Here is a 26,636-nt window from a genome sequence, read left to right as displayed (position 1 = left end):
GATTCGAGACGCAGTCTGATTCGCCCTCGACGTTGGCACGCATCCGGAGGAGGTCCGGACGAGCGTGAACCGTTTCCTTCAGGCCCCCGCACCCACGAGTGCGGAAGCCGAGATTGCCACGAAGAGATCTGCGGTCGCGATTCGTCGTACGGCTCGGTGCAGGGTCACCGTCTGCAGGATGCCCTGAGGGTCGAGGGCGTAGTCGACGTCGAGAACGCCTGCAGCGGTGCCGATACGGAGCGAACCTGGCCAGCCGATTCGGGCGTTGGTGGCGACGGTCCCGCCCGACACGGTGACGGCTGCCGCCACTGCGACAGCGGAGGTGAGCCCGATCGCGGGATGGGGCGCCATCATCGACATCATGCGTACCGACACGTCGTAGTCCTCGGCGCGCACCAGAGTTCCCGTTGCGGTGCGGTAGTCCGTGGGTGGTCCGACGATTCCCACTTTCGGGATAGCGTGGGTTATCGGATCGGTGGGCCGTGCGAGTCCCATCAGGAGTGCAGCCTCGCGGCGAAGGGCGATGAGCGTGGGAAGCCGGTCGGCGAGGGTGTCGTTGTCCTCTGCGCCGGTGAGCCCAAGGTCCGTCGCGTCGAACAGCGCGGCGGGAGCGCCGGCCCGGACGAGTGTTCCTCGGTACATGTTGCTGCCGAGCTCGATTTGGTTGACGGCCTGGCCGGTCGGCAGCACGGTGGTGCGATCGGTGTCCAACCCGGTGAACGTCAGACCCACCGGCACGCCGAGTGCGGGCGTGCCCGGGACCGAGGCGCTTCCCTCGGTGGGGACGTGGCGACCCGGCGTGGCGATCTCTGCCCGCAGTACGGCTCCGGTGTTCTGGTTCCGCATGCGCACGATCGTGAGGGTGTCGTCGATGGCGACCAATCCGGCTTGGACTGCGTAGAGGCCGATCGCGGTGGCGCAGTTGCCGCAGTCGCTGCCCCATTCGACCGTCCGGTCGTCGATCGCCACCTGAGCGAACAGGTAGTCGACGTCGATGTCCGGCACGGTGGATCGCCGCACGATGGCGGCCTTGGATGTGGTGGAGCTACCGCCTCCGACGCCGTCGAGCTGCCTCGGATCGCCGGACCCGAAAGCGGCCGTGAGGATGTTGTCGAGTCCGCCGGCGCCGGCGATGTAGGGGTCGATGTCGACGGCGTTGAAGAGCCAGCACTTGCTGGTCCCGCCTCGCATCCAGGTGCCTCGGAGAGTGAACATCGGGTGGCCTTTCGATCGTATCTGTGCTTCCAGGCTGTGGTCCGCGAGGTTCAAGCACAATAGAGAAATCTGTCGTGGTCGTTCAGTGCGGCTTAAGAGTCAGAGCAGTTCCGGCACGACGACCAGGATCAGCCAGCACAGCGCCGGGGCTACGGCGACGACGATGCCTGCGTTGAGCAGCAGCTGACGGTAGAAGCGCGGCCGCTCGATGTTCTGGGCATTGGCGAGAACGAGGGCGCCGTTCGTCGAGAACGGGGACACGTCGACGACGGTGGCGGAGATGGCGAGAGCGGCGACGACACCGACCACTGGTAGCGCTCCCGTTCCCAGCAGCGGCATGGCGAGCGGAATCACCGCGGCTAGCAGTGCGGTGGAGGATGCGAAGGCGGAGGTGACGCCGATGACGTAGCAGAGCACGAACGCGACGATGAGCGGTGCGCCGATGGTGATGGCCATCTCTGCCAGGTGGTCGATGGTGCCCACCTCTTGCAGGATGGAGATATAGGTGACCATGCCCGCCACGAGGAGGACCGTCGACCAGCTGATGTCCGCGATCGCGTCGTTCTGCTTCTTCAGATCGGTGAACGCCAGGACAGCTCCCGCCGCGATGGCTATGAAGCTGATCGGCAGATGCAGGACCAGGACCAGCACCAGCAGGGCGCCAATGAGGAACAGCGTCAGCTTTTGGGCGCGGGTAACGGGTGCGGGTGCATCGATGAGGGTGGTCGAGACCGGCCGCGTGAGTACCCGCGTGCCCGGCGCTCCGGAGCTGCTGCTGCTGCCGCCCGTGGGCAGTGTGGTCCGGTGCGGCGCGCCGTCACGTGAACCGCCGAGGGGCGCGGCATCAGTCGATCCGGTCGCGGAGAACTCCAGTCCTCGGGTGCGGGCGAGCGCGGCGTAGCCGACCACTGTCAGTACCGAGAGCAGCAGGTTGATGCCGTAACTGGAGAAGAACAACGTCCACGGGGCGATCGAGAGGCCGTTCGACTCGACGATGTCTCGGACCAGGACACCGGAGACGGAGATCGGCGAGAAGGCGCCGGCGTGGGCCCCATTGATGACCATGATGCCCATGACCAGTGAGCTCATGTGAGTGCGGGCGGCGAACGCCATCGCGGCAGGGATGATCAGGGCGACGGCGGCGGGACTGAATGTTCCCAGTGCGGTGAGCACGGATGCGGTGAAGAAGAACACCCAGGGAACGACCGTGACCCGTCCGTTCACCGCACGAATGCAGCTGTTGACCAGCAGGTCGATGGTGCCGTTGCGCTTGGCCATGCCGAAGAAGTAGGTCACTCCGACGATGGTGAGCACGATCGAACTCGGAAACGCGGTGAGAATTTCCTTGTCGTCGTACCCAAGAGCGAAATAGCCGACGACGAAAGCGCCGATGAAGCCGAGAATGCCGATGTTGATCGGAAAGAAGGTGGCGATCGCGAACATCGCAACGAGCGCGATGAGCGGGAGGATCTCGATGGAGGTCATAAGAGAGCTTTCCAGGCGTGGGCAGAAGGTCACATTCAGCGCTTGAACGTCGTCCACATCACACTATTGACGGCACCGACTTAAGGGCAATACGGTTTCGCTACTGATACCTTTAGCTCAACTGAAGTCGGGAGGTCGAATGCAGCACTCATTCGACGTCGTCACGCTGTTCCTGTTGCTCGACATTGCGGAAGCGGGTTCGTTGACTGCCGGTGCCGAGCGCGCTCGGATGACCCCTTCGGCTGCGTCGCAGCGCATCGCCAAGCTCGAACACAGCATCAAGCAGCCGGTGCTCACCCGGCTGCCCCGTGGGGTCCAGCTCACCGAGGCCGGTGAAGTCCTGACCAGCCGCGCACGCCTGTTCCGACGCGAGATGCGCGCCGCGAGCGGCGATCTCGAAGCGATCCGGGGCCTGCAGCGCGGGTCCGTGCGGCTCGGTTCTTTCCCTACTGTCAGCGCGTCGCTGCTCTCTGACGCGCTGAAGGAGTATCACTCACGGTGGCCTGAAGTCGACGTGCGGGTGCGTTCGGCGGTACGCCCGCAACTTCTCGACATGCTGCACTCGAGCGAGGTGGATCTGGCGTTGCTGTGGTCCTACTCGTGGACTGAGGAAGCCGAGCGGTCGCTGTCGCTTGAATCGTTGATGGAGGACGAGACGGTCCTGTTGCTTCCCATCGACCATCGGAGCGACGACGAGATCGCGCTACCGGATCTTCGCGATGCTCGCTGGATCATCCGAAGCAACGACCATCCGGCAGGGGAGGTTCTTCTCCGTAGTTGCCGCGCAGCCGGATTCGAACCCGACGTCGTCTACGAAGCCCACGACTACCAGGAGATCGAAGCGATGGTCGCCGCCGGCGTCGGAATCGCCATGGTTCCGAGGCTCGCCGTGGCCTACCACCGGCCGGACGTCCGGACGGTGACGTTTCGTAAGCAGGACCGCGTGCCGACGCGCGTCATCTACATCGCCTCTCTCGCCCGCCGCCAGTACACCCCCGCCATGTACGCGATCTCACGCGCACTACGCGGCGCCGCCGATCGCATGGCCACCGCTCCATCCGTCTGACGGCGGGGGTGCGCGTGCAGAAGGGGCGAGTGCGAAAGCAGCACCGAAATCACCGGAACGCTCTTGTATCGAAAACTTGCCCGTTCTAGGCTGAGGTATGGCCACGGTCGGTCGTGATTCGGCGGCGCCAAGCGGGTCCGAATCCCGCCGGTATCGTTCTCCGCTGCGTCGGATGCAGGCAGCTCAAACGCGGGTTGCCGTACTCGAGGCCGCCGCGCGGTTGTTCGCCGAGCGCGGCTGGGCAGGCACCGGCATGAGGGATGTCGCGCAGGCCGCGACGGTGTCCGTCGAAACCGTCTACACGACGTTCGGTTCCAAGGCCTACCTGTTGAAGGCGGCACTCGAGGTCGCCATTGTCGGCGATGACGCGCAGGTGCCGTTGGCCGACCGGCCCGTCTACACGGCAATCGGTGCCGGGCACACGAGTGGCGACCGCATCGAGATCGCTGCGCGCATGATCGCCTCGATCAACGAGCGCATCCACCGCCTGGCCGGGGCAATCCGCCAGGGTGCGACGGTTGATACCACGCTGGCAGCGGCGTCCGTCGACCTGGAAGGGCAGCGCAGGCGCTCGGCTGCCGACGTCGCAAATATGATCATGGGCCGTCAGCCCGACCCCGGTCAGGTCGACGAACTATGCGTCCAGACCAGCGACCAGGTGTATGCCCTGTTCGTACAAGAATGCGGCTGGACTCGCGTCCGATACGAGTCGTGGCTGATCGACCGCATCGCAGAAATCCTCAACCGCCCGAGCTGAATTCTCGTGCGCCTTATCTGGAGTCCGTCAATGACAACCGACACTCTGCCCCACGCCGACACCCGGATCATGCGCATCGTGCACAACGCGCTACGCCGCGATCTTGCTCGCGCGATACAGGTGCTGGGCGCTGCCCCTGCGCCCACATCGGCCCAGCGGGTCGCCCTCGCCGACCACCTCGCGTGGATGATGCATTTCCTTCACCTGCACCACAGCGGCGAGGACGATGCCCTATGGCCTCTCGTCCGTCAGTTGAACCCGGCCGCCGGAGCACTCCTCGACGTGATGGACGCCGACCATGCTCGGATCGGCCCAGAGATCGAGCGGGTCACCGCCGCGGCAATCGAATATCGTGCCGATTCCGCTGCCCGACAGGACCTTCTACATTCCCTTACCATTCTGGAGCACGTTCTCCTGTCGCATCTGCAGCGTGAAGAGGACGAGATGATGCCGGTCGTCGCCCGGACCCTGACCGGTCGGCAATGGGACGAGGTGGAGCAGCGCGTCTTCATAGCCTCGAAAACCAAGCGGGAGTTGGGAACCGAAGCTCACTGGATCGTCGACGGTGTCGATCGCGAGGATTACGACGTCGCCGTCCGTAAAGTCGGTCCCGTCACTCGGTTCATCTTGCTCCATACGTTCGCGCGACCCTATCGGCGGGCGTGCGCCGCCCGGTGGGGCGCTCATCTCGACGTCAGCCCCCGTCTCCACCGGCCACCTCGCACCGAGGGCTCGGTGGAACTGTGGATCGACGCCCCGGCCCGACAGCTGTACGACGCGGTCGCCGACGTCACGCGCATCGACGAACGCAGCCCCGAGTGCCGACGCTGCGCATGGTTGCCGGGACGGTCACCGGGATCCGTGGGCGCCCGATTCCGGGGGCACAACCGCGCCCATCACCTGCGCTGGTCGCGGCTGTGCGAGGTGACCGTCGCCGACCCGGGTAGGACGTTCGAGTTCCATACGGTCTCGGAGCGTCGCAACCCGCTGTACCACGACTCGACAACCTGGACCTACACCTTCAGAGCGGACGGCGACAGAACGCGGGTGACGCATTCGTACCGGATCGACCGACTGCCGTACCGCCCACTGCTCGCGCTCTATTCACGTCTGCTCCCGCAGCATCGAGACATGCGACCCCAGATGCGACAGAATCTCGAGGCGCTGCGGACGCAGGCGCATGCCGGCACGACCCTGCCAAGAACGGCGTAGGCACTCCGGACGGTCGAGATCAGGCGGCTTGCAAGAGTCGGCCGAGTCCACCACGCTGAGCAGCGAGCACGAGGACTACCGGCGAGCCCAGATCGCGCACCGACGAGTTTCTCGCGCCGCGCTGGTCTATACGCCGGACACCCACGGACGGAAAGGCTGTGCCATGCGGAAACTGATCTACGGCATGAATTTGACCCTGGACGGCTACATCGCTGCGGCCGGCGACGACATAAGTTGGGGCGGACCGCCGAGCGACGAGCTGTTCCAATGGTGGCTCGACCACGAGCAGGCGAGTGGCCTGTCGCTGTATGGGCGCAAGCTGTGGGAGACGATGAGCTCCTACTGGCCGACCGGCGACCAACAGCCCAACGCCACCCCGGCGGAGATCGAGTTCGCGCGGAACTGGCGGGACACGCCGAAGGTGGTGTTCTCCTCGACGATCGACAGACAGGTCGACTGGAACACCCGCCTGGTCACCGGCGACGCGATCGCCGAGATCACCCGGCTCAAGGCCGAGGACGGCGGCCCCATGAACATCGGCGGCGCAACGCTCGCCGGGTCGGCCATGCGCGCAGGGCTGATCGACGAGTACGCGATCGCCGCCTACCCAGTCCTGGTGGGCGGCGGCACGCCGTTCTTCACCGCGCTGGACAGCTGGGTGAACCTGAACCTGGTGGAGACGCGGACATTTCCCGGCGGCGTGGTCCTGACCAGGTACGAGACGAGGCGCTGAGCACCACCCATGCGCTAGTCTCACGGTGATGTCGTACTGGTACGACGCAGCCCGTGAGATTACGACATCAACCGCGAGACCCTACATGGCTGGAGCGTCTCACTGCCGGTGGCATTTTGAGACGCTGCACAGGAAGCGGCCGTGCCCATGCCCTGGGCTGTCCCGCACTGGGCTAGTCGCCGTCGTCAATGATGTTCGACCGTTGATTCCCAAGCACAACCCCTTCAGCGTTGTGCTTCCGAGAGATGGGATTCAGCGATGTACATCGGGTATGTCCACCGATCAACAAGACCTGACCGCACAGCAGCACGCACTGCTCGCGCTCGGGGTGTCACCGGAACGGATCTACGTCGACCATGGCTTGACCGGAACCAATCGTCAACGGCCCGGACTGCAGAACGCCCTTGCAGCGGGCCGGAACACCGACACCCTCGTGGTGACCAAGTTGGATCGTCTGGCGCGTTCGTTGCCCGATGCCCGGGACATCGTTGATGAGCTCACGGCCCGGAACGCGTGCCTGCAGATCGGAGCCTCGTTGCACGATCCCACCGATCCGGTCGGTCGCCTGCTGTTCAACGTCCTGGCAATGTCTGCCGAATTCCACGGCGACGTGATTCGGGCAACGAACGAGGGAGGGGATGCGGATCGTGAAGGCAAAGGGACACCTGAAGGGCAAGAAACCGAAACTCAGCCGCTAGGAGTGGACATTCGGGCAGCGGGTGCCGTACTTGTCGCAGTTCGTTCAGGTGGCGAACCGCGCCGAGTCCATTTGATCCAACGACATCTGGCCCGCCCCCCTGCTCTGTGTCGCGCACGTGCCCTCAGGGGTTTGTAGCGTGCAATGATCATGTGATGCGGTCCTCGCGGTTGTTGCCCGTTCTCGTCGCCGCATCCGTCGTCGTCACGGCATGCGCGGATGACTCGCCACCCGCGCCGACCCCGGTGATCGTGTCCTTCGACGACGGGTGGGGTCAGGTCTTCGTGGCGAACGTCGACGGCAGCGGCCTACGGCAGGTCACCCCGACCGTGGCTGACGACATGTCCGACGGCCGGTACGGAAACTACGCCGCGCTGTCACCGGACGGTGCGCAGTTGGCCTACACCCGCGGAGGCAGATTCATCGACGTCGTGGAGCTCGAATCGGATGAAGTGAGGACTGTTCAAGAAGACGGCTATCAGCCTGTCTTCTCGCCGGACGGGTCCTCGATCGCATTCTCCAAGACCGACGGCAGTATCAACATCATGAATACTGACGGTTCCGACGTGCGCGTCATCGCTCCGGCTGAGTCCGGATCCGTGGCGACGTTCTCGCCGGACGGGTCGCGGGTGGTCTTCACCGCCGACGGATACATTGTCGAAGTGCCAACGACGGGTGGAGAATCGAAGGTGCTTCTGCGGGACCAGTTCTGGAACGCGGACCCCGCGTACTCGCCCGACGGTTCCACGCTGGTCTTCTCGAGTAACCGCGGCGGCAACAACGGCTCCGAGATCTACTCGATGCCGGCCGGTGGTGGAGAGATCACGCCACTGACCGACACGTACGCGGTGCATCCGCAGTTCACCCCCGACGGCTCGCGCATCTTCTACACCAGAGCAACCACGCAATCAGGGGAGCTGGTCGTCGATATATCCACCTCAAACCGTGCAGAGCTCGCCTCGATGAATCCCGACGGCTCCGACCAGAAACGGTTGACGCCTCGGTCGATCACTGCCCAGTATCCGAGTATCGGCGGGGGACAGTAATATCGTTGATCGGGCCGCACCGCCCCGGGGCGAGGAAGTGCGGACCGCCGACCACGAGCGGCTGCCGGTAGCCCGCCCGCGCCCTAGCTACTCCGAAGGTGATGACGCGGTCAACCGATGACCGCGAAACCGGCCCAGCGGACCACATCGATGGCCGGTCAGCGATCCGCTTGTGGCAATAGGTCCGATGCTCGAGGTTCCGTCTGCTCTGCGGCGGCGCCGCGCCGTGCCATCCGGCCCGCCATCCACGCGCACACCAGCAACTGCAGTTGGTGGAACAGCATGAGCGGCAGCACGATCAGGCCGATCGGCTGGCTCGCGAACAGGACGGTGGCCATCGGAAGTCCGGTGGCGAGGCTCTTCTTCGACCCGCAGAACGTGATCGTGATCTGGTCGGCCCGGTCGAAGCCGAGTCGCTTCGACCCGAACCACGTGACGGACAGGACCACGGTGAGCAGCACCGTGCACACCGCGAGCAGGCCGAGGAGCCGGCCGACGGACAGTGTGCCCCAGATGCCCTCGTTCATTCCCTCACTGAATGCGACGTAGACGACCAGCAGGATCGATCCCCGATCAACCAGCTTGAGGGGCGCGCTGTGCTTCTTCACCCAGGGGCTGATCCACCGTCGCACGGCCTGGCCGGCGATGAATGGGAGCAGGAGCATGACGAGGATGCCGATTGTGGAGGACGTGTCGAAGCCTGCGCCCTCGCTCGTCGTCAGCAATGCCACGAGGAGCGGAGTGACGAAGATGCCGAGGATGTTGGAGAACGAGGCGCTGACGATGGCGCCGGGCACGTTGCCCCGGGCGATCGACACGAAGGCGATCGACGACTGGACGGTCGACGGCAGCAGGCAGACGTAGAGGAGGCCCAGATACAGCGGTTGGGTCAGGATAGTCGGGACCAGCACTCGCGCAGCGATTCCGAGTAGCGGGAAGATCACGAACGTCGCGGCGAGGATGGTGACGTGGAGGCGCCAGTGACGCAGGCCGTGCAGCGCCTCCTGCGTGGACAGTCGGGCGCCGTAGAGGAAGAACAGAATTCCGACGGCCACCTTCGTAGCCCAGGTGAATGCGGTCAGGGCCGTGCCGTCTGCGGGCACCAGGCTGGCGATCCCGACCGTGATCAGGATGCCGAGAATGAAGGGATCGAGTCTTCTGAGCAGCGGGATCTTCGTCAGCATGGTTCGACCGTAAGGAACGCGCGGATATTTCGAAAGACGATAGTCGCGTTTACTGTAATGCCGAACCGTGATAACAATAGGCAATGTTCGATCCGGTTCATCTGCGGAGTTTCCTGGCGGTCGCGCGCACCCGAAGCTTCACCGCCGCGGCCCGGCACCTGAATCTGCGGCAATCGACGGTCAGCCAGCACGTGGGGAAGTTGGAACTGGCGGCCGGGCGCCGCCTGTTCCTGCGGGACACGCATTCGGTCGAGCTGACCGCGGACGGCTCTGTGATGGTGGGTTTCGCGACGTCGATACTCGAGCGGCACTCGGACGCCGAGCGTTACTTCACGCAATCCGGGGTGCGCGGGCGCGTCCGTTTCGGAGCATCCGACGATCTGGTTCTGCACGAGCTCCCGCAAATTCTGGGCGAATTCCGCCGCAGCCATCCGCTCGTGGATCTCGAACTTACGGTGGCGTTGAGCGAAGTGTTGTTCCGGCAACTGCGCGAAGGCCGGCTGGACCTGGTCTTCGGGAAGCGTCGCCGAGGAGATCAGCACGGCGAATTGGTATGGACCGACCGGTTGGCGTTCTTCGCGGCACCCGACTTCGTCCCGGATGCAGAGGGGCCGGTGCCGCTGGTGACGTATCCGCCGCCGTCGATCACGAGGGAAGCGGCGCTCGACGTTCTTGAGAAATCCGGGCGCGGCGCGCGGGTGGCCTGTGTGACGGACAGTTTGAACGGGTTGCGGGCCGCGTGTCTTGCGGGTCTCGGCGTCGTGTTCCATGCGGAGACGCTGCCGCCCGCGGGACTGGCGCCGGTGCGGATGCGCTCGCGCGACGAGTGGGGGCCCGCCGTCGACGTCGAATTCGTGCTGGAGGCCCGCCGGAGTGTTCTCAGCGAACCAGAGCAGGCGCTGCGCGCCGCCATCCTCGAGAACGCGGATCGACTGCGCGCGTGACCTCGGCCGGGGAAATTGCCCCGCCGAGGCCGTCGAACTGTCAGAAGATGAGCACGGACAACGCGGTGGACAGCACCAGGCCGGACACCACGGGCACGAAACACTTCCTGGCGAGTTCGAGGACCGGAACACGGGCGAAGCCGGCAACCGCGATCAACGACGACCAGGCGACGAACGTGCCACCGCCGGACCAGATGTTCCCCATTTGACCGATCGCCGCCAGAGTTGCGGGATCCATCCCGACGGCAGGACCGAGCGCGCCCGCGAGCGACCCGGTGAGCGGCAGCCCGGTGAACCCGGAACCCTCGAGGCCCGCGATCATTCCGATGGCGAGGATGCCGAATGACGTGACGAACGCGTTCTGCGGCAGGTGGGACTGCGCGGCGTTCACCAGGTCGAAGAGCAGCGTCGGGCCGGTCGCGTCCGCAGGAAGCCCCAGAATGGCGGCGGAGAAGTCACCGTTGCCGATGAAGAAGAATCCGGCGATCGGGATCACGATGCCCATGGCCTTGAACGCGAAGACCAGACCGTCGATCAGGTGCTCGGACGTCGTCTCGAGGAAGCCCTTCTTGTCGTTGGTCGCGGCCGCGGCGAACAGGATGAGCGCGGCGATGCCGCCGACCATCGCCGCCGCGTCGCCGCCCTTGAGGTCGGGCACCAGGTCGGTGAACTTGCCGACCATGAGGTAGACGATGAACGCCAGATACGCGGTGGGCACGAGGATTGCAAAAGTTTTTGCGGCGCGGATGCTCTGGAACGTGTCGTCGATGACCTGCCGGGCGGAGGCCGTGACGGGTTCGGCGAGGACCGCCGTCGACGTCGGGGGAGCGGCACTCGTCGCCGCTTCGGCCGGTGTGCGACCGATCGCGGCGCCGCCGGTGGGGGTCGCGCCGCCGCCGGGGGCGTCGCCGCCGGGCTTGCCGAAGTCGCTCTCCGCGCGTGCCTCCCAGTCGGTGAGCAGTTCCGGTGCGGGGCGGCGCATGTGCCTGCGCTGCGTGAAGTAGGCGATGAGGAGTGCGGTGAGACCGACTATCAGGGACATCACCAGGGCGCGGTCCGCGACGACGTCCGGATCGACTCCCGCCGACTTCGCCGACAGTCCCGGCGCCACCTTGATGATGTAGTCGGACGACAGCGCCATGCCCTGCCCGCAGATGGCGATCGCCATGCCGACCGCCATCGGGGGAAGGCCGGCGCGGATGGCGACGGGGATGAGGACGGCTCCGATCAACGGAACCGCAGGAGTGGGCCAGAAGAACAGCGAGATCGTGTAGGTGACGACAGCGAGGACGATGAAGCTGCTGGTGCCGCCGCGCATGACGCGCCGGAACGGGGCGACCATCAACCGGTCGGCCCCCATCTGCCGGAGTGCGCCGAGCATCGCCGTCACCAACGAGATGATGAGGAAGATGTTGAACAGCTCGCGGGCGGCGACGAGGCTCGCATTGAAAATCGACGCGAGACCGGTGACGAGGCTGTCGGAGAACACGAAGGCGGTCAGGAACGTGCCGATGACGGCGGGGACGACGATGTTCTTCCGCATGAGCATCGTCCCGAGGATGACGATGATTCCTCCGAGATACACCCAATGTGCGGCGGTGAGACTTACATCCACGGTGCGCCCCTTCGAAATAGGTACAGACTAGTGGCACTAGTCACAGTGCAGTGATACTGCGCGGGGCGTTTTCCAGGGTCAACGTCCAGAGTGCACATCGATAACCAGCGTATTTGTGCATTGTGCCCGGCATTTTTCGCCGGGATTGCTTGTTGTCACGCGCAAGTAAAGGAATGCTCGGCAGAAGCCGTTTCACGGAATCCTGTGTTCATAATTAGGCTTGCCTAACCAAATTTGGCGAGCGGGGCGCGGCAAGGGATTCCGGCGAGAACTGGCATCGCCGGAACGCGAATTCTCGGATGAAAGTGGACTCTATGAACACGGCGGTCGGTCAGGCTCAGAGTGCAACCGCGGGTGACGAACGCGGACCCGGCACGTCGCCCGCGCTGGCGGCGCTGCTCGCCGGAACGTTCGTCGGCACGGTCAGCAACAACATTGTCAACGTCCCGTTGAACGCGATCCTCACCGACTTCGACGTCGGTCTCGGCAGCGGCATCTTCGTCGTCGTCGGATTCCTCCTCACCTTCGCGGCGACGATGCCGCTGGCCGGGTGGGTCGGCGACCGGTTCGGGCGCAGGCGCGTGTATTGCGCCGCCCTATTGGGAACCGCGGCCTGTTCGCTCGGTGCGGCGCTCGCACCGTCCCTGCCCGTGCTCGTGCTGTGGCGGTCGCTCGGCGGGATCGCCGCGGCCGCGTTCGCGCCCGCGGTCATGGGCCTGATCGCGTGGCTGTTCGGGCCCGCACGGCGGGCGCGTGCCGTCGGTGCCTGGGCTGCGGTGAACGGGATCGGGCAGGCCGTGGGCCCGTCCATGGGCGGAATCGTCAGCGACTGGTGGGGCTGGCGGTGGGCGTTCGTGCCACTGGTGCCGGTCGCCCTGATCGGGTACGCCGCGACCCTCCGCTACATCCCGCGCTACCCCGGCAAGAAGATGCGACTCGACGTGATCGGAGCGTCCACCGTCACGCTCGGCGCGGTCCTGCTGATCCTCGGCCTCACGACCGTCTCGATGGAGCAGGTGCCCGCCTGGGTCAGCATCACGACCATCGGCGGCGGCGTCGTCGTCACGGCCGGGTTCGTGCTCCATTGCCGGCGGGCGGCGAACCCGTTCGTGCCCATCGACCTGGTGATCGAATCGCGGTTCCTGCGCAGTGCGCTCGCTGCGTTCACCCAGATGTTCGCGCTGGGGGCCCTGCTGCTCGCGCTTCCGCTCTACCTGACGGGCTCGGGAAGTTCGACCACACAGGCGGGGCTGATGCTCTTCGTGCTGCCGGTCGTCATGACGTGCGTGGCGCCGGTCGTCGGGCGTCTCGTCGACAGGATCGGGGCCCGGGTGGTGATGCGAACCGGTCTGGCGGTGTTGGTCAGTAGTCAAGTGGCCCTGGCGATCACGTTGTCCGCGGACGTCCGGAACCCGATCGCCGTCGGCGCCGTGCTCGTCGGCGCCGGAGTGGGGATCGGCATGGTCCAGACTCCCGCCGCGGCCGGTTCGACCCGATCGCCAGCCGGGGCCGTCGGAACCGGCCTGGGACTGTTCAACCTCATCCGCTTCGGTGGCTCGGCCGTGGGCGCCGCCTGGGTGGGCGTGGCCGCGCACCTGGCGGCCGATCCGTACGGACTGCTGTTCGCCGTGGCGGCCCTCGTCGTGCTCGCCGGATTGGCCGGGACGTTCGCCGGCAAGAACCCGGTGGCCGGCTGAGGGCTAGCGGGTCACGATCTCGTGGTTGACGGTGTCCTGCACCTGGGAGAGCAGATCGAGACGGAGAGCCAGCCACAGCGTGAACTGGTTCTCGGGTTCCCGGATGTCCATTCCGATGAGCCGTGACGTGCGGTCGAGCTTGGCGATCATCGTGTTCCGGTGGATCCGGAGGCGCCGTGCGGCGGCGTTGATGTTGCCGCCCTCCTCGAGGTAGGCGAACAGCAACTCCTCGGTGTCGGCATGCGAACTCGACGCCCGAAGGGGACCCAGGACGTCACGGATGAGCCGTCGGCTCTCGTCGGTGTCGGTGGCGCGGGCGAGCACACTGAACCCGCGCAGGTCGTTGTAGGCCACCGAACCGGACAGTCCGAGCCGCTGGGCGATGCCCAGGGTGATGCGGGCCTCGCGGTAGCTCTCGCCGATATCGCGGGCGCCCGCCGCGGGACGTCCGTGGGCCACCGGAATCCGCTGACCCAAACGGGTTTCGAGATCGAGCGACATGGCGTGCGCGTACTCGCTGATCTCGGATTCGACACCCGGCGTGTCGACGGAGCTCAACGATCGGATCACCACGAGCACGTCGCCGATGACGGTGACGTGTGAACGTACGCCCAGACGCGGCAGGACGCCGGCGGCGTACCGTGCCAGCCGGACCATGCTCGCGCCGGGCCGTCCCGACGCCCGGTCGACGAGACCGGGAGCGACGAACACGATGTAGTGCAGGTCCAGATCGATCTCGTGCAGCGCGGCCCGGGTACGCAGGTCGTGGTCGTTGGCGAAGTTGCCGTGCACGAGGGCCTGGACGAAGTCTCCGCGCGCCCGCTCCTCGGCCTCGTCCACGCTCCGCTGCCGGAGCATCTCGGTGCCGATGATCGTTCCGGCCTGTTCGACGACCACCCGGTGCTGTGCGATGTCGTGTCTGCGAGGGTTCGCCCCGGGGTCGACGACCACGATCCAGCCCTCGTAGCGGCCGGCGAGTTGCATGGCCCCGGCGACTGCCGTCGTGGGCGCGAACAGTCCCTCCGGATGCTCCAGGCGGAATACGTGAACGTTGTGCATCCGTGCCGGTGGTGATTCCTCGAGGCGCGGCAGGGCGTCCGCGAGAGCCTCCAGCAGGGCGCCGGTGCCCGCGTCCTCGACGTCCGGGAGGCCGGCGTGCGCGAGGAGGCGTCCGCGGACGTCCAAGGCGACTGCGACGTCCGAGGTCAGCGTCGCGACCTCGCGGATCAGCATCGGCAGGCCCGCGCCGCGGTGCAGCAATCCCGCAAGCGACTGGTGCACGGTGACGGCATAGCGCATCACGTGTGCTTCCTGGGTGAGAGCGCGCTCGGCGAGGAGCCGGTTGAGTGCGGTGAACCCGACGGGAAAACCCAGCTCCACGACCGTGAGTCCGGTCGGCCAGGCCGTGCCCGCGGGCGCCGACCCGTCGACGAGAAGGACCCCGGCTCCCCGCGCCACCAGTGATTCGAGTTCACGTCCGTGCGAGGACAGGGTTTCCGGTCGGGTGTACACAGCGACCTCGGCGAGGGAATCGGGCCTGCTCATCACCTCACCCCACGGCAGGCACCACGTCACCGGACCGCTCAGGGCGTCCGTGCCGGACAGCAGCCGGGCCGACGCGAGCAGGGGCTCTTCCAGCAGGCCGCGTAACGACAGTCGCTCGTCCTCTGCGGCCGGTGTCGTGGTGTCGTCCACTGCGGACCCTCCTCGGGTAGTCGAAAAGTGCAGTATGGCGGAGCGCACACCCGCACTGCCTATGCACTATGCCCTGATTTCGCCGAGATTGCCGGATAGTTTGACCATGGTTCCACCGGCGATGACGGTGATAGAAATCGGTGCATCACTTCCTCCCGAATACGCAACGGAGAAGACAATGCATCAGGTTCACCGAATCACCCTCGACGACGCACTTCCACTGCTCGCCGCGGGACGCGCGAAGGCCGAGGAAATCGGCGTCAAGCAGACCCTGTGCGTCTGCGACGACGGCGGCAACGTGCTGGCCCTGCACCGACTGCCCGGAGCGCGCCTCACCGGCGTCGACATCGCGATCGCGAAAGCGTTCACCGCCGCCGGCCACGAGCGGGCAACGCACCTGTTCAACGAGGCTCCCGACGGTCCCGCGTTGCCCGGGAACGAGGCATTCGGCATCAGCCAGATGCTGCCGGGCAAGTTCGCGGTGTTCGTCGGCGGATTCCCCCTCGTCTTCGACGGACAGATCGTCGGCGGCGTCGGCATCAGCGGCGGAAACGGCAAGCAGGACAAGGCGGTTGGAGCTGCGATGCTGGCCGAGTTCGAAGCCCTCGCCGCAGTACCCAGCTGAACGTCCACGATGTGCCGACAACGTGCACATCGAAACCGTTCCAACGCAGTCACTTCGACCGTGGTCGGGTAGACCGCGAGTCGATAACGTCGAATTCACTCCAGTCGGAGCATCCCCAACCAATCTCATACTCGAGGAAGACGAGGCACATCATGACCGAACTTCTAGGCAGGGACGATTTCCGCGCAGCTCTGGAGAACGCCATCAAGGGCCGCGAGGCGAAGAACGCGTCTTTCAGCAAGGCGTGGGCCGAGGGCAAGCTCGAGAAGCACCATTTCGCGCGGTGGGCGGAGAACCACTACCACTACGTCGGCCCCTTCGCCGACTACCTTGCGAACATCTACTCGAATACCCCCGACACCTTCACCAATGCAAAGGATTTCACCCTCCAGAACATGTACGAGGAGGAATTGGCCGACATCCGGCACACCGACCTCCTCATCAAGTTCGCCGAGGCGTGCGGCACCACGAAGGAACGCGTCGAGGACCCGTCGAACATGAACGCGATCACCCGCGGTCTGCAGTCCTGGTGCTACGCGGTGTCGCAGCGTGAACACTTCGTCGTGGCCACCGCCGCACTCGTCGTCGGACTCGAGTCGCAGGTACCGAGCATCTACAAGAAGCAGATCGTTCCTCTGCGTGAGGTGTACGGGTTCACCGAGGACGAGATCGAATTCTTCGACCTGCACATCACGTCGGACGTCGTGCACGGTGAGCGTGGATACCAGATCGTGCTCGACCACGCCGATACCCCGCAGCTGCAGCAGCGTTGCCTGCAACTCGTGCAGTGGGGAGCCGAGATGCGCTTCTCGTACACGAAGGGGCTCTACGACACGTACGTGGCAACCGACCTCGAGCTCGCGACCGCCTGACCGTGCGCAGGGAGGGGCCCGCATCGGGCCCCTCCCGACGCAGGCATCTCGCCCGACAGGAGAGAACGATGGAGACGAACTGGACCCGGCTGGTCACCGTGCGTGAGCTCGGCCGCCGCCGGAAACTTCGCGTCGAGGTCGGGGACACCGCGGTCGCCCTGTTCCAGGCCGACGACCGGATCTACGCCTTTCGTGATCTGTGCATCCATCAGGATCGGTCACTGGCGAAAGGCACCCTGCTGCACGGGCGGGTCATCTGCCCAGGCCACCAGTGGGCGTTCGACCTCGACACCGGCTACGAGGAAGACCAGGACCTGTGCCAGCCGACCTACGCGGTGAAGGTCGAGGACGACGTCGTCTACGTGGATCTCACCCGCAGCCCCGATTACGCCGAGACCGCGACTTCGCCGGCCGAAGTCGACTGAGAGAGCGAGTGACCCCATGACGTTGAACACCATCGTCACCATCGGCGCCGGCCAGACCGCTGCCGTCGCGGCGCGCACACTGCGACGCCGAGGGTTCGACGGCAGGATCCTCCTCGTCGGCGACGAGTCGCACGCGCCGTATCAGCGGCCACCGCTGTCCAAGGAATTCCTTGCCGGGCAGGAGGATCGCGAGTCGTTGATGCTGCTTCCCGACGCGTGGCGAGACAAGCAGAACGTCGAGCTCCTCACCGGCACGACGGTGACCCGGATCGACGCGAGCGGTGGTTCGGTCGAATTGTCCGACGGGCGAAGCATCGCGGCTGACGCAGTACTGATCGCGACCGGCGGCAGACCGCGCACGATGCCGGTGAACGGGCCTGCGCCCAAACGGGTGCACTACCTGAGGACGATCGACGACGCCGAACGGCTCGCCGCCCACCTTCGTCCCGGCGTCGGTCTGGTGCTGATCGGCGGAGGGTTCGTCGGACTCGAAATTGCCGCCACTGCAACAGCCCTGGGCGCCGAGGTGACCGTTCTCGAAGCGGACCAGGTGCCACTCGCTCGAATCCTCGGACCCGAGATGGGCGAGGTCTGCACTCGATTGCAACGGGAGAACGGAGTCACCGTCCGCGGCGGCGTCCGGGTCGACACCGTGACGACCAGGCCGGACGGCGTGCTCATCGCCCTCGAGGGCGGAGAGGTGATTTCGGCCGACGTCGTGGTGGTGGGCATCGGGATCGTCCCCAACGTCGAGGTCGCGCAGGCCTCCGGACTGGCCGTCGACGGCGGAATCCTCGTGGATGCGCAGGGGCGGACGTCGACTCCACACGTCTACGCCGCCGGCGACGTGGCAGCGCGATTCTCCGACGCGGCAGGCAGGCACGTTCGCGTCGAACACTTCGACAATGCGAGCAAGCAGGGGGCGGCGACCGCGAACCTCATGCTCGGACGCGTCGGGGTGGTGGACCCCGCGCACTGGTTCTGGTCCGATCAGTTCGGCAAGAACATCCAGTTCACCGGCGCGGCCCGCTACACCGACCTGGTGTTTCGCGGCAGCGCCGACGACGGCGAGTTCACCGCCTTCTATCTGGACAGCGGTGTCGTGCGCGGCGCCTTCACGCTCGACCGCGGCGACGAGATCAGCGCGGCCCGAGAACTGATCGGCCGGTCGATCGCGCCTGCCCGGTTGGCGGACGAGGACGTCGACCTGTTCGACCTGATGGACGACGACGAGGAATTGGTGACGGTGTCATGATCGAGGGACTCAATCTCATTGACGGGCAGTGGGTTCCGTCGTCTTCCGGAGCGACGTTCGAGCGGCGCAACCCCGCCGACCACGACGATGTGATCGGCGTGTTCCCGGATTCGACCGAGGCCGACGTGGATGCCGCCGTCAGCGCGCTGGCCAAGGTGGCACCGCAGTGGGCCGCGACGCCCCCGGAACGCCGCGCGGCAATCCTGGAAGCCGCGGCCGCACACCTCGAGGCGCGGGCAGGCGAACTCGTCGACGAACTCGTCCGCGAGGAGGGCAAGACCCGGGCCGAGGCGACCATGGAAGTCGGTCGCACACCGATGAACCTGCGCTTCTACGCCGGTGAAGCGCTCCGCACCACCGGCAGCACGTACCCCACCCCGGGGGAGGGACTCGTCATCACCCTGCGCGAACCCGTCGGAATCGTCGGGGCGATCACCCCCTGGAACTTCCCGCTCAACATTCCGTCGCGCAAACTCGGACCGGCGCTGGCTGCCGGCAATGTCGTGGTGCTCAAACCGTCCGAACTCACCCCGCTGATGGGACAGCGGCTGGTCGAGGCGCTGCTGGCCGGGGGGCTTCCGGCCGGTGCCCTCGCCCTGGTCCAAGGTTCCGGTCGCGCCGGCGGCGCGGTCGCGGCGGACGAGCGCGTCGATGCCGTGACGTTCACCGGCTCCACCCACGTGGGCCGTGCGATCCACGCGGCGGTGGGTCCGTCTCGCCGCAGCCAGCTCGAGATGGGCGGCAAGAACCCCGTCGTGGTCCTCGGCGACGCCGACGTGGACAAGGCGGCCGCACTGATCGTCAAGGGCGCCTTCGGATTGTCCGGGCAGGCGTGCACGGGCACCAGCCGGGTGATCGCGGTGGACGAGATCCACGACCGGTTGCTGGACCGCGTGGTGGAACTCGCCGAAGGGATCACCGTCGGCCCGGGCGCCGAACCGGGTGTGGGCATGGGAGCTCTCGCGAGCAAGGCGCAGCTCGCCAAGTTCCTCGAGTACGTGCAGATCGGCCGCGACGAAGGAGCCGAACTGGTCTGCGGCGGAGCAAGTCTCGACAGGGGGAACGGCTATTTCGCTGCTCCGACCGTGTTCGCCGGTGGCAGCCCTGACATGCGGGTGGTCACGGACGAAGTGTTCGGACCACTGCTGGTCTTCCTGCGGGCGTCCGGCTTCGACGATGCCGTCGCGCTCGCGAACGACACCGAATTCGGGCTCAGCGCGGGAATCGTCACCAACGACGTGACCAAGGCACTCGCGTTCGCGGGCCGTTCCGAATCGGGCCTGGTGAAGATCAACCAGCCCACCACCGGCATGAGCATGAACGCCCCGTTCGGCGGATACAAGGCCTCGAGCACGCAGACCCACAAGGAGCAGGCGGGTGACTCGATGATGCAGTTCTACCAAGCCGAAAAGACCGTCTACCTCAGCCCTTCGGCCTGAGACCTACCTGTCGACAGAGGGAGAAGACCATGGAATTCACTCGCGTTGCGCGCTCCGGACAGGTTTCCGAAGGCATCGTGCGCCGCTTCTTCGCCGGTGAACACGAGTTCGCCGTGGCCCGCCTGAACGGGAAGGCCTACGCCACGTCCAACTACTGCACACATCTGGACTGCCTGCTCTCGTCCGGGAAACTCGTCGACGATGGCATCGGATGCTCCTGCCACGGAAGCGTATTCGATCTCGAGACCGGGGAACCCGTGTGCCCACCGGCGACTGTGGCCATCAAGACCTACCCGGTCGAGGAACGTGACGGCGAGATCTTCGTCGGCATCGACCCCGACGACACCAGTTCCATCCCGCGCCGGCGGGCCGCGCGGGGGTGCATGAAGTGAACCCCCGACCGTCCACTCTCTCCGCCGACGGCATGGTCTCGTCCAGTCATCCCGCGGCGAGCACGGTAGGTGCCCGCGTTCTGGCCGACGGAGGCAACGCCATCGACGCGACGGTGGCCATGGCCGCGATGACCTGGCTGACGTTGCCGGGGCAATGCGGAATCGGCGGTGACGCGTTCGTCGTCGTCCGCGAACCGGACGGATCGGTGTGGACGGTCGGGGGCAGCGGCTTCGGGCCCGACGGCGGTGACGTGGACTTCTACACCGAACGTGGGCTGCGGTCGATTCCCCTCGACGGGGCGCTGGCGGTGGCGGTTCCCGGGGCGCCGGCCGCCCTCGGCGCGTTGCACGCGGGTGGCGCCACCCGGTCGCTGACGGACCTCTGGGCACCGGCGGTGCGCGCGGCGGAGAAGGGGCTTCCCTGCTCGGCCAAGACCCGCGACGACGTGCGAGAGGCGCAGACCGCGATCGCCGCCGACCCCGGACTGCGTGCGGTGTACCTCCCGGACGGCCGGTTGCCGCAGGTCGGGGAGCGGCTGCCGCAGCGCGACCTGGCCCGGACCATCGAGGCACTGGCGCGCGACGTGCACAGTTTCTACACCGGCCCGTTCGCTCAGCAGGCGGTCGACGCGCTCTGCGCCGGTGGGGCGCCGTTCGGCGGGGACGAGTGGGCGGCAGGCGCCGACGTGCGACCGGAGGCCGCGATCAGCGGAAACTACGCCGGCGCGGTCGTTCACCAGACACCCCTGCCCACCCCTGGATGGATGGTGCTGCAGCAGGCGGCGCTGAACGACGGCGTCGTCGGCTTCTCCCCGTGGCTCACCGCTCCGGCCGTCGATCGCATGGCGAGAGCAGCCCGTCTGGCCTTCGAGGATCGGTTCGCGACCTGCGGCGCCGGCAACGACGGGTGGCGGGCCGTGCTCGAGCCGGCCGCGATCGGGGCGGCGAGAGACCGGCTGGACGGCCGCCGGGCGTCGTCGGGCGCCTTCAGCGTGAGCGCCGGTGACACCACCTCGACCGTCGCGGTGGACTCCGACGGTCGCGCGGTCAGTTTCATCCACTCGCTCGCCTTCACGTTCGGCGCCAAGATGACCGTCCCCGGCACCGGAGTGGTGCTGAACAACCGATTCGGCCGCGGGGCCTATCTGATCCCGGGGCATCCCAACGCCGCGGCGCCGCGGCGTAAACCGCTGCACACCCTGAACGCGTGGGTGATCACCGATACGTCCGGGAATCTCCTGCACGTCGGAAACACCCCGGGCGGGGACGGGCAGGTGCAATGGAACATGCAACTGATCTCGCACCTCCTCGATCACGGACTCGACCCGGCGGAGGCCGTCGCGGCACCCCGCTTCACGGTCTTCCCCGGCAGCGACGCCGACGTGGTCGGCCGCCCGGCGGAACTGCGGTGCGAGTCCCGCATTCCGGAGGACGTGCGCACGGAGTTGGAGCGCCTGGGTCACGACGTCGCACTGCAGGGTCCGTGGGCCGCCGGTGGAAGCGCCCAGATCATCTCCCTCGACGCAGCGCGCGGCCTGCTGTCCGGCGCCGCCGACCCCCGCCAGGAAGGAATAGCACTCGGTGTCTGAGCAGGAATCCGTCGCCACCGCCCCACGGCCGCAGGGCCGCTACATTCCCGCTGTCGTGCACGACGGGATCGCGTACAGCGCCGGGATGACGCCACGCCACGACGGAGTGCTCACGGTTACCGGCGTCGTCGGACGGGACCTGGACATCCCGCGGGCCCGGGAGGCGGCCGGGGTGGCGGCGAGGAATGCGATCGCCGCGATAGCCGCGGCCGTCGGCGGCACGGCGGCGATCTCCCGGTGCCTGCGCATGAGCGTCTTCGTCGCGTGTGCCCCGGACTTCCGTGAGCTGTCCGCGGTGGCCGACGGCGCGTCGGACGTGCTGGTCGAATGCCTCGGGGTCGACGCGCTGCCGGTGCGCAGCGCGATCGGCGTCTACGCCCTGCCGTCCGGCGCACCCGTGGAGATAGAGCTCACAGTGGCTGTTTCTGCATAGACCCGCCGGAGTCAACTTGTGCGGGCACCACTCTGAAGGACGCCGACTTGACGAAGACGATCTTCCGCACCCGAAAATCGACGAGGTGATGTATGCAGAAGCGACGCTGAACCAAACGAACCTGTTCGCGGCGAGCCGCGAGCGTGTCATCTTGGCAAAGTGCCTTCTGATCAAACCCGAGCTTTTTGCCGCGGCAATCAGCACCCGCGGCAGTCTCAATTCCGCAGTTCTGATCGGAGTGCGCATCTCGGATACGTTGAAGTTCGTGGCCGAAGGTTCCAATGTCGTGATGGATCGCGAAACGTTACAGAATGCCTCCCTTCTCGTCGGGCCCCAATCAAAGGTTCTGAGACTCGGTCATTGAACGAGAAGGAACTCATGAGGTTCACCCGTCTAATCCGTTCCAAACGCATAGCAGTCAGCAGCATCTCTGACGACCTAGCGATCACCCCAAGCTTGCGAATAAACCAGGACCGACCGACGACGCTCCCACGGCGTGAAGTGCCATGCCGGCAGTCAGGTACTCCAGTGCGACGTCGAGACTTCCGTTTCCGAACATCTCCGCCGCGCCCCGGAGCTGAACTGCAAACGCCTGGGCGGTCCGATCACCGATCGCTTCCGCGACGGCGCTGCATTCCAGCAAACTGCTGGGAGGTCGGGCTGTCGCCCTGAACATAGCTTTCCAAGCGCACCCAGAGCGCTTTCGCCCTCTCGCTGCTCGGCCGCCGGTCGGCCTCCAAGGCTCGGCTCAGCCAGTGCGACCCGTCGCGCAGCAGGCCATTCGCGTTCCATGAAGAACCACAACGCACCCGCTATCCGAAGACCGGTTCGGGCCTCCCCAGTGGTAGACAGGCAGGACTCCAGCGCCGACCGAAGATTCGCCCGCTCGTGCCGCAAACAACGGTTCCATGGCAGCCCCACGGCAGCCGGGCCCCCTGACGGGTCACCCCTCGGCCGGGAGGCCATCCGCCGCTGCTCGGACAGGACGCCCCGGTGTCCGGGGACGCCCCTCTTCCTCGGACACGGGCGGCACCTCGTGTGCCTTCCGGACCACGAGGGGGCACCGCCTGGCTCACGAACTCGCCGTCGACGCCGACCCACGAAGCCGCAGAACACTCTAAGCGTTCACACGACCGACCGAAGCCGAAATACGGTTGCCATTTTCTGCGCACCTTGCACATCGAACGGGACGCTCGGATAGTCACTTTGACGTTGACGGCACGGCAAGGGCAGGCCAAGATCATGCGACAACCGGGCTGCGCCGCCCCGCGTCGCGACCCGACAATCGTCGCTACTCGGCCGTCCTCACCCGCACACTTCCGAGGTACTCGCCGCAGGTAGTTCGATACAAGGAGTCGCACGTGGGTGCAGCGCAGATCGTCTTCTTAATCGGCCTTACTTCTCTGATCGTGGCCATGGCACTACGCAAGAACGTCATGATCCCGGCGGTACTCGCGACATTTGCCACGGCACTGGCGTACAGCGGCAGCGTCCCGAATGCCGTCATGTCAGTGTTCCGGGCCACCATCACCTCCGGCACCGCACTGTTCGAGATATTCATCGTCATCGCCGCGGTGACCTCGATGCTCGCGGCGATGCGGGCCATCGGTTCCGATGAGGTGATGGTGCGCCCCGTCAGTCGGTGGATGGTCAATGGTCGCGTCGCGTACATCGTATTGTTCGTCTTCACCTATTTTCTCTCGCTGTTCTTCTGGCCGACCCCGGCACTGGCCCTGATCGGTGCGGTCCTACTTCCTGCCGCGATCAAGGTAGGTCTGCCGCCGCTCGGTGCCGCGGTGGTTCTCGCGATCTCCGGCCAGGGGATGTCGATCGCCTCCGACTACGTGATCGGTCTTGCGCCGTCGATTTCCGCGAGCGGCGCAGGAGTTCCCGCCGACGACATCGCCGACCGTGCCCTGGTGATCTCATTGATCGTCGGTGTCACCGCGGCGGTGCTCGCCTACTTCCTGACCGTCCGCCGCAGGATGCGCACGGACGCAGTTCCGGACGCCGACCCGATCGGCGGAACCGTGCATCCCCCCGGTGGTGTCGGTGGCACGCCCGGTGGCACGTCCGCCGGTTGCTCACCGAGCCCGGACGTCGCGGTCTCACCTACCGTCACGGACGTGCTCGACGAGGAACTGCCCGGCTTCGAGGACGACGGAACGAGAATCACGGATCGCCCGACACTGACCCGTGCGTGGGCGATCGGCGTGCCCGCCGCGTTCCTCGCCGTCCTGATTTACATGTTGGTCGGTCGATTCACCGATGTCGTCCCCTGGGAGGACGGTGGCGGCGCGTCCCTGGTGGGAGGCACGGCAATCATCCTGATGGCACTCGTGACCGTCACGTCACGACGATCCGAGGCTCTCGAATTCTGCGCCACCCACTTCATCGACGGTCTGTCGTACTCCTTCAAGGCGATGGGCATCATCCTTCCCGTCGCAGGTTTCGTGTACATCGGCATTCCCGATTATTCGGGCGCCATTCTCGGCCTCGACGACGACGCCACCGGTCCGGCCTTCCTCTTCGACACCGTGGAACGCGTGCAGCCGTACATCCCCGACAACGGCGTATTCGTCGCGTTCAGCATGCTCTTTATCGGTATGGCGGTCGGTCTCGACGGTTCGGGGTGGGCCGGTCTACCCCTCACCGGTGGGCTGGCTGCCGCGCTGGCCCCGCAGTCCGGGATGGACACCGCTACATTGGCGGCCATCGCCCAGAACGGCGCCACATGGACGGGCGGGGGAACTCTCGTGATCTGGTCGTCACTGGTGGTGGTCGCCGGATTCTGCCGGATACCGGTTGCCGAACTGGTCCGCCACCTCGTCGTCCCGGTGATGGCCGGACTGCTGCTGGCTACCGGAGCCGCCGTCGTCATCTGGTAGCGGCTTATCGCCGAACACGGTTTCCGCACAACCCCGACATGGAAGGACAAACGAATGAGCTCGGTCCCGTTCCGCTACGACCCCGCCCGGTGCGCACTGATCGTCATCGACATGCAAAACGATTTCTGCTCTCCCGACGGGTCGCTGGCACAGAGGGGCTTCGACGTGACCGCCCCCGTGGCGATGGCTCCGCGACTGGCCCGTCTCGTCGCGTCCGCGCGTACGGCCGGGGTCCGGGTGATCTTTGTACGTACCCTGCACGACGAAACCACCGATACACCCCAGTGGCTCGACCGCGTGGGCGAGGGGCCGGACGCGGCACGCACCGGAATTACCTGCCGCACAGGAACACCCGGGGCAGACTACTACGCCGCCGTTCCACAGGAAGGCGACGTGGTGATCACGAAGAACCGGTTCAGCGCATTCGTCGGCACCAACCTCGACCTCACCCTGCGTTCCCTCGGCATCGATTCCCTGCTCTTCACGGGCGTCGCCACCGAGGTGTGTGTCGAGTCGAGTCTGCGTAGCGCGCTGTTTCACGAATACTGGGTCTCGCTCGTCGAAGACTGCGCTGCCACCTACAGCCAAACAGCCCACGACGCTTCGGTGTCCGTCGTCGCACAGAACTTCGGTACCGTGATCACCGCCGAGAAGCTCGAGTCGTTCTGGACCGCACTCCCGGGATCGTGAACGGCTGAAGCATCGCCGACCGGTACACCGGGCCCTGACCGATCCGCGGGGCGAGCCTGGAACTACGTCGCTCTCGATCTCGGCCAAGCGCTGTCCGCGCCATCAACAGCGCTCTGGAAGAAGGCAATCTCGATGCATGATCAAATGATGGTGTGCCCACCGTGATCAACGGTTCGAGGCTGAATCTACGTTCCGCTGGTCGACATATTGCGTCAGGAACTCCACCTGACCGGGACGCACATCGGCTGCCGAAACGGAGACTGCGGCGCGTGCACCGTGCTCATCGATGGACAGCCCTTCAAGTCGTGCCTCGTGCCGACTGGTAGGGCTGCCGGCCGGTCGATCGCAACCATCGAGAGCCTTGCGGATGGATCCGAATTGCATCCTGTCCAAAAGAAATTTGGGATGCCAAGGCGTTTCAGTGCGGATTCTGCCTTGCCGGGACTGTGTTGTGCACAGTCGCTTCTTCGAACATGGACGACGCGGATTTGGCAACGGCGCAAGCAGGTAACCTGTGTCGATGCACGGGGTATCAGAATATTGTCGCTGCCGGAACCGCCCTCCGTAATGCAGACCGAGACGATGACAGCTGATCAGCCGGCGCGGGGTTTCGGGTGGTACCTGCCGCACACCTGATGTATCGGCACGTCGAACCTCCTATCGAACCGGAACTAATGGGTGT

24 protein-coding genes and 2 pseudogenes are annotated in these 26,636 nt (G+C 66.0%); 21 read left to right on the top strand and 5 right to left on the bottom strand.

The window, feature by feature from the left end:
• Positions 1–78 precede the first annotated feature (78 nt).
• Both CBI38_RS21950 and CBI38_RS21945 read right to left on the bottom strand, forming a co-directional pair.
• Entirely contained in the window at positions 79–1,215 is a 1,137-nt protein-coding gene (locus CBI38_RS21950; RefSeq protein WP_109332150.1) for a PrpF domain-containing protein, read from the bottom strand.
• 99 nt (positions 1,216–1,314) lie between these two features.
• On the bottom strand, positions 1,315–2,700 hold the full coding sequence (locus CBI38_RS21945) for an SLC13 family permease (protein ID WP_109332148.1): 1,386 nt from the start codon (positions 2,698–2,700) through the stop codon (positions 1,315–1,317).
• Positions 2,701–2,839: 139 nt separating this feature from the next.
• Between CBI38_RS21945 and CBI38_RS21940 the strand changes: the two genes are divergently transcribed.
• The 6 genes and pseudogenes from CBI38_RS21940 to CBI38_RS21915 all read left to right on the top strand — a co-directional run bounded on the left by CBI38_RS21940 (position 2,840) and on the right by CBI38_RS21915 (position 8,211).
• Positions 2,840–3,766: a LysR family transcriptional regulator gene (locus CBI38_RS21940; protein WP_109332147.1), complete on the top strand. Its 927-nt coding sequence runs from the start codon at positions 2,840–2,842 to the stop codon at positions 3,764–3,766.
• A gap of 97 nt (positions 3,767–3,863) precedes the next feature.
• Positions 3,864–4,523, top strand: a complete 660-nt coding sequence (locus tag CBI38_RS21935; protein ID WP_109332146.1) for a TetR/AcrR family transcriptional regulator — start codon at positions 3,864–3,866, stop codon at positions 4,521–4,523.
• Positions 4,524–4,553: 30 nt separating this feature from the next.
• Complete coding sequence (locus CBI38_RS21930) at positions 4,554–5,735, top strand: hemerythrin domain-containing protein (protein WP_109332142.1); 1,182 nt, start codon at positions 4,554–4,556, stop codon at positions 5,733–5,735.
• Between the two features lie 163 nt (positions 5,736–5,898).
• On the top strand, positions 5,899–6,468 hold the full coding sequence (locus tag CBI38_RS21925) for a dihydrofolate reductase family protein (RefSeq protein ID WP_109335265.1): 570 nt from the start codon (positions 5,899–5,901) through the stop codon (positions 6,466–6,468).
• Between the two features lie 271 nt (positions 6,469–6,739).
• A pseudogene (locus CBI38_RS21920) lies at positions 6,740–7,160 on the top strand (recombinase family protein); the annotation flags it as partial.
• A 160-nt stretch (positions 7,161–7,320) separates the two neighbouring features.
• Entirely contained in the window at positions 7,321–8,211 is an 891-nt protein-coding gene (locus tag CBI38_RS21915; RefSeq protein WP_109332141.1) for a TolB family protein, read from the top strand.
• Between the two features lie 158 nt (positions 8,212–8,369).
• Here CBI38_RS21915 and CBI38_RS21910 read toward each other — a convergent pair whose 3' ends face one another.
• Positions 8,370–9,395, bottom strand: a complete 1,026-nt coding sequence (locus CBI38_RS21910) for a bile acid:sodium symporter family protein (RefSeq protein WP_109332140.1) — start codon at positions 9,393–9,395, stop codon at positions 8,370–8,372.
• Positions 9,396–9,478: 83 nt separating this feature from the next.
• On the opposite strand from CBI38_RS21910, the gene CBI38_RS21905 reads away from it, so the two are divergent.
• The gene (locus tag CBI38_RS21905; protein WP_109332138.1) at positions 9,479–10,339 is read left to right on the top strand and encodes a LysR family transcriptional regulator; all 861 of its coding nucleotides are present in this window, start codon (positions 9,479–9,481) and stop codon (positions 10,337–10,339) included.
• A gap of 40 nt (positions 10,340–10,379) precedes the next feature.
• Here the strand turns inward: CBI38_RS21905 and CBI38_RS21900 are convergent, their stop codons facing one another.
• Positions 10,380–11,954: a hypothetical protein gene (locus CBI38_RS21900; protein WP_109332137.1), complete on the bottom strand. Its 1,575-nt coding sequence runs from the start codon at positions 11,952–11,954 to the stop codon at positions 10,380–10,382.
• A gap of 314 nt (positions 11,955–12,268) precedes the next feature.
• Here CBI38_RS21900 and CBI38_RS21895 point away from each other — a divergent pair, with 314 nt between their 5' ends.
• Positions 12,269–13,651, top strand: coding sequence for an MFS transporter (locus CBI38_RS21895; protein ID WP_109332136.1), 1,383 nt, complete (start codon positions 12,269–12,271; stop codon positions 13,649–13,651).
• A gap of 3 nt (positions 13,652–13,654) precedes the next feature.
• Here the strand turns inward: CBI38_RS21895 and CBI38_RS21890 are convergent, their stop codons facing one another.
• Entirely contained in the window at positions 13,655–15,346 is a 1,692-nt protein-coding gene (locus tag CBI38_RS21890; protein WP_109332135.1) for a PucR family transcriptional regulator, read from the bottom strand.
• Between the two features lie 178 nt (positions 15,347–15,524).
• On the opposite strand from CBI38_RS21890, the gene CBI38_RS21885 reads away from it, so the two are divergent.
• From CBI38_RS21885 to CBI38_RS39210, 13 genes and pseudogenes are all read left to right on the top strand, one after another.
• On the top strand, positions 15,525–15,971 hold the full coding sequence (locus tag CBI38_RS21885; protein ID WP_105419547.1) for a GlcG/HbpS family heme-binding protein: 447 nt from the start codon (positions 15,525–15,527) through the stop codon (positions 15,969–15,971).
• 152 nt (positions 15,972–16,123) lie between these two features.
• On the top strand, positions 16,124–16,843 hold the full coding sequence (locus tag CBI38_RS21880) for a TenA family transcriptional regulator (protein WP_009477440.1): 720 nt from the start codon (positions 16,124–16,126) through the stop codon (positions 16,841–16,843).
• A 68-nt stretch (positions 16,844–16,911) separates the two neighbouring features.
• Entirely contained in the window at positions 16,912–17,268 is a 357-nt protein-coding gene (locus CBI38_RS21875) for a Rieske (2Fe-2S) protein (RefSeq protein WP_005245022.1), read from the top strand.
• 16 nt (positions 17,269–17,284) lie between these two features.
• Entirely contained in the window at positions 17,285–18,523 is a 1,239-nt protein-coding gene (locus CBI38_RS21870; RefSeq protein WP_109332132.1) for an NAD(P)/FAD-dependent oxidoreductase, read from the top strand.
• On the top strand, positions 18,520–19,962 hold the full coding sequence (locus CBI38_RS21865) for an aldehyde dehydrogenase family protein (RefSeq protein ID WP_109332131.1): 1,443 nt from the start codon (positions 18,520–18,522) through the stop codon (positions 19,960–19,962). The genes CBI38_RS21870 and CBI38_RS21865 overlap by 4 nt, the downstream gene beginning before the upstream one ends.
• Before the next feature lie 29 nt (positions 19,963–19,991).
• Positions 19,992–20,354, top strand: coding sequence for a Rieske (2Fe-2S) protein (locus CBI38_RS21860; RefSeq protein WP_005245019.1), 363 nt, complete (start codon positions 19,992–19,994; stop codon positions 20,352–20,354).
• Complete coding sequence (locus tag CBI38_RS21855; protein ID WP_109332130.1) at positions 20,351–21,943, top strand: gamma-glutamyltransferase family protein; 1,593 nt, start codon at positions 20,351–20,353, stop codon at positions 21,941–21,943. The genes CBI38_RS21860 and CBI38_RS21855 overlap by 4 nt, the downstream gene beginning before the upstream one ends.
• Entirely contained in the window at positions 21,936–22,376 is a 441-nt protein-coding gene (locus tag CBI38_RS21850) for a RidA family protein (protein ID WP_109332129.1), read from the top strand. Before CBI38_RS21855 ends, CBI38_RS21850 begins: the two co-directional genes overlap by 8 nt.
• Before the next feature lie 88 nt (positions 22,377–22,464).
• Complete coding sequence (locus tag CBI38_RS21845; protein WP_109332126.1) at positions 22,465–22,740, top strand: hypothetical protein; 276 nt, start codon at positions 22,465–22,467, stop codon at positions 22,738–22,740.
• 997 nt (positions 22,741–23,737) lie between these two features.
• Complete coding sequence (locus tag CBI38_RS21835; protein WP_109332125.1) at positions 23,738–25,264, top strand: permease; 1,527 nt, start codon at positions 23,738–23,740, stop codon at positions 25,262–25,264.
• 54 nt (positions 25,265–25,318) lie between these two features.
• Positions 25,319–25,954: a cysteine hydrolase family protein gene (locus CBI38_RS21830; protein ID WP_109332124.1), complete on the top strand. Its 636-nt coding sequence runs from the start codon at positions 25,319–25,321 to the stop codon at positions 25,952–25,954.
• A 207-nt stretch (positions 25,955–26,161) separates the two neighbouring features.
• Positions 26,162–26,245: pseudogene (locus CBI38_RS40610) on the top strand (2Fe-2S iron-sulfur cluster-binding protein); the annotation flags it as partial.
• A gap of 80 nt (positions 26,246–26,325) precedes the next feature.
• Complete coding sequence (locus tag CBI38_RS39210) at positions 26,326–26,547, top strand: 2Fe-2S iron-sulfur cluster-binding protein (protein WP_418328350.1); 222 nt, start codon at positions 26,326–26,328, stop codon at positions 26,545–26,547.
• Positions 26,548–26,636 lie beyond the last annotated feature (89 nt).

The sequence above is a fragment of the Rhodococcus oxybenzonivorans genome, assembly GCF_003130705.1.
GTDB lineage: Bacteria > Actinomycetota > Actinomycetes > Mycobacteriales > Mycobacteriaceae > Rhodococcus_F > Rhodococcus_F oxybenzonivorans.
The sequence above is the reverse complement of the archived record's forward strand: the minus strand, read 5'-3'. Positions and strand labels throughout refer to the sequence as shown.

What these genes read in the sequence shown, in the direction of transcription:
- CBI38_RS21925 (WP_109335265.1), top strand. Translation starts at nt 5,899, where the DNA reads ATGCGGAAACTGATCTACGGCATGAATTTGACCCTGGACGGCTACATC.
- CBI38_RS21895 (WP_109332136.1), top strand. Translation starts at nt 12,269, where the DNA reads ATGAACACGGCGGTCGGTCAGGCTCAGAGTGCAACCGCGGGTGACGAA.
- CBI38_RS21945 (WP_109332148.1), bottom strand. Translation starts at nt 2,700, where the DNA reads ATGACCTCCATCGAGATCCTCCCGCTCATCGCGCTCGTTGCGATGTTC.
- CBI38_RS21875 (WP_005245022.1), top strand. Translation starts at nt 16,912, where the DNA reads ATGGAGACGAACTGGACCCGGCTGGTCACCGTGCGTGAGCTCGGCCGC.
- CBI38_RS21830 (WP_109332124.1), top strand. Translation starts at nt 25,319, where the DNA reads ATGAGCTCGGTCCCGTTCCGCTACGACCCCGCCCGGTGCGCACTGATC.
- CBI38_RS21845 (WP_109332126.1), top strand. Translation starts at nt 22,465, where the DNA reads ATGTATGCAGAAGCGACGCTGAACCAAACGAACCTGTTCGCGGCGAGC.
- CBI38_RS21940 (WP_109332147.1), top strand. Translation starts at nt 2,840, where the DNA reads ATGCAGCACTCATTCGACGTCGTCACGCTGTTCCTGTTGCTCGACATT.
- CBI38_RS21880 (WP_009477440.1), top strand. Translation starts at nt 16,124, where the DNA reads ATGACCGAACTTCTAGGCAGGGACGATTTCCGCGCAGCTCTGGAGAAC.
- CBI38_RS21935 (WP_109332146.1), top strand. Translation starts at nt 3,864, where the DNA reads ATGGCCACGGTCGGTCGTGATTCGGCGGCGCCAAGCGGGTCCGAATCC.
- CBI38_RS21905 (WP_109332138.1), top strand. Translation starts at nt 9,479, where the DNA reads ATGTTCGATCCGGTTCATCTGCGGAGTTTCCTGGCGGTCGCGCGCACC.
- CBI38_RS21885 (WP_105419547.1), top strand. Translation starts at nt 15,525, where the DNA reads ATGCATCAGGTTCACCGAATCACCCTCGACGACGCACTTCCACTGCTC.
- CBI38_RS21870 (WP_109332132.1), top strand. Translation starts at nt 17,285, where the DNA reads ATGACGTTGAACACCATCGTCACCATCGGCGCCGGCCAGACCGCTGCC.
- CBI38_RS21910 (WP_109332140.1), bottom strand. Translation starts at nt 9,395, where the DNA reads ATGCTGACGAAGATCCCGCTGCTCAGAAGACTCGATCCCTTCATTCTC.
- CBI38_RS21915 (WP_109332141.1), top strand. Translation starts at nt 7,321, where the DNA reads ATGCGGTCCTCGCGGTTGTTGCCCGTTCTCGTCGCCGCATCCGTCGTC.
- CBI38_RS21860 (WP_005245019.1), top strand. Translation starts at nt 19,992, where the DNA reads ATGGAATTCACTCGCGTTGCGCGCTCCGGACAGGTTTCCGAAGGCATC.
- CBI38_RS21865 (WP_109332131.1), top strand. Translation starts at nt 18,520, where the DNA reads ATGATCGAGGGACTCAATCTCATTGACGGGCAGTGGGTTCCGTCGTCT.
- CBI38_RS21930 (WP_109332142.1), top strand. Translation starts at nt 4,554, where the DNA reads ATGACAACCGACACTCTGCCCCACGCCGACACCCGGATCATGCGCATC.
- CBI38_RS21950 (WP_109332150.1), bottom strand. Translation starts at nt 1,215, where the DNA reads ATGTTCACTCTCCGAGGCACCTGGATGCGAGGCGGGACCAGCAAGTGC.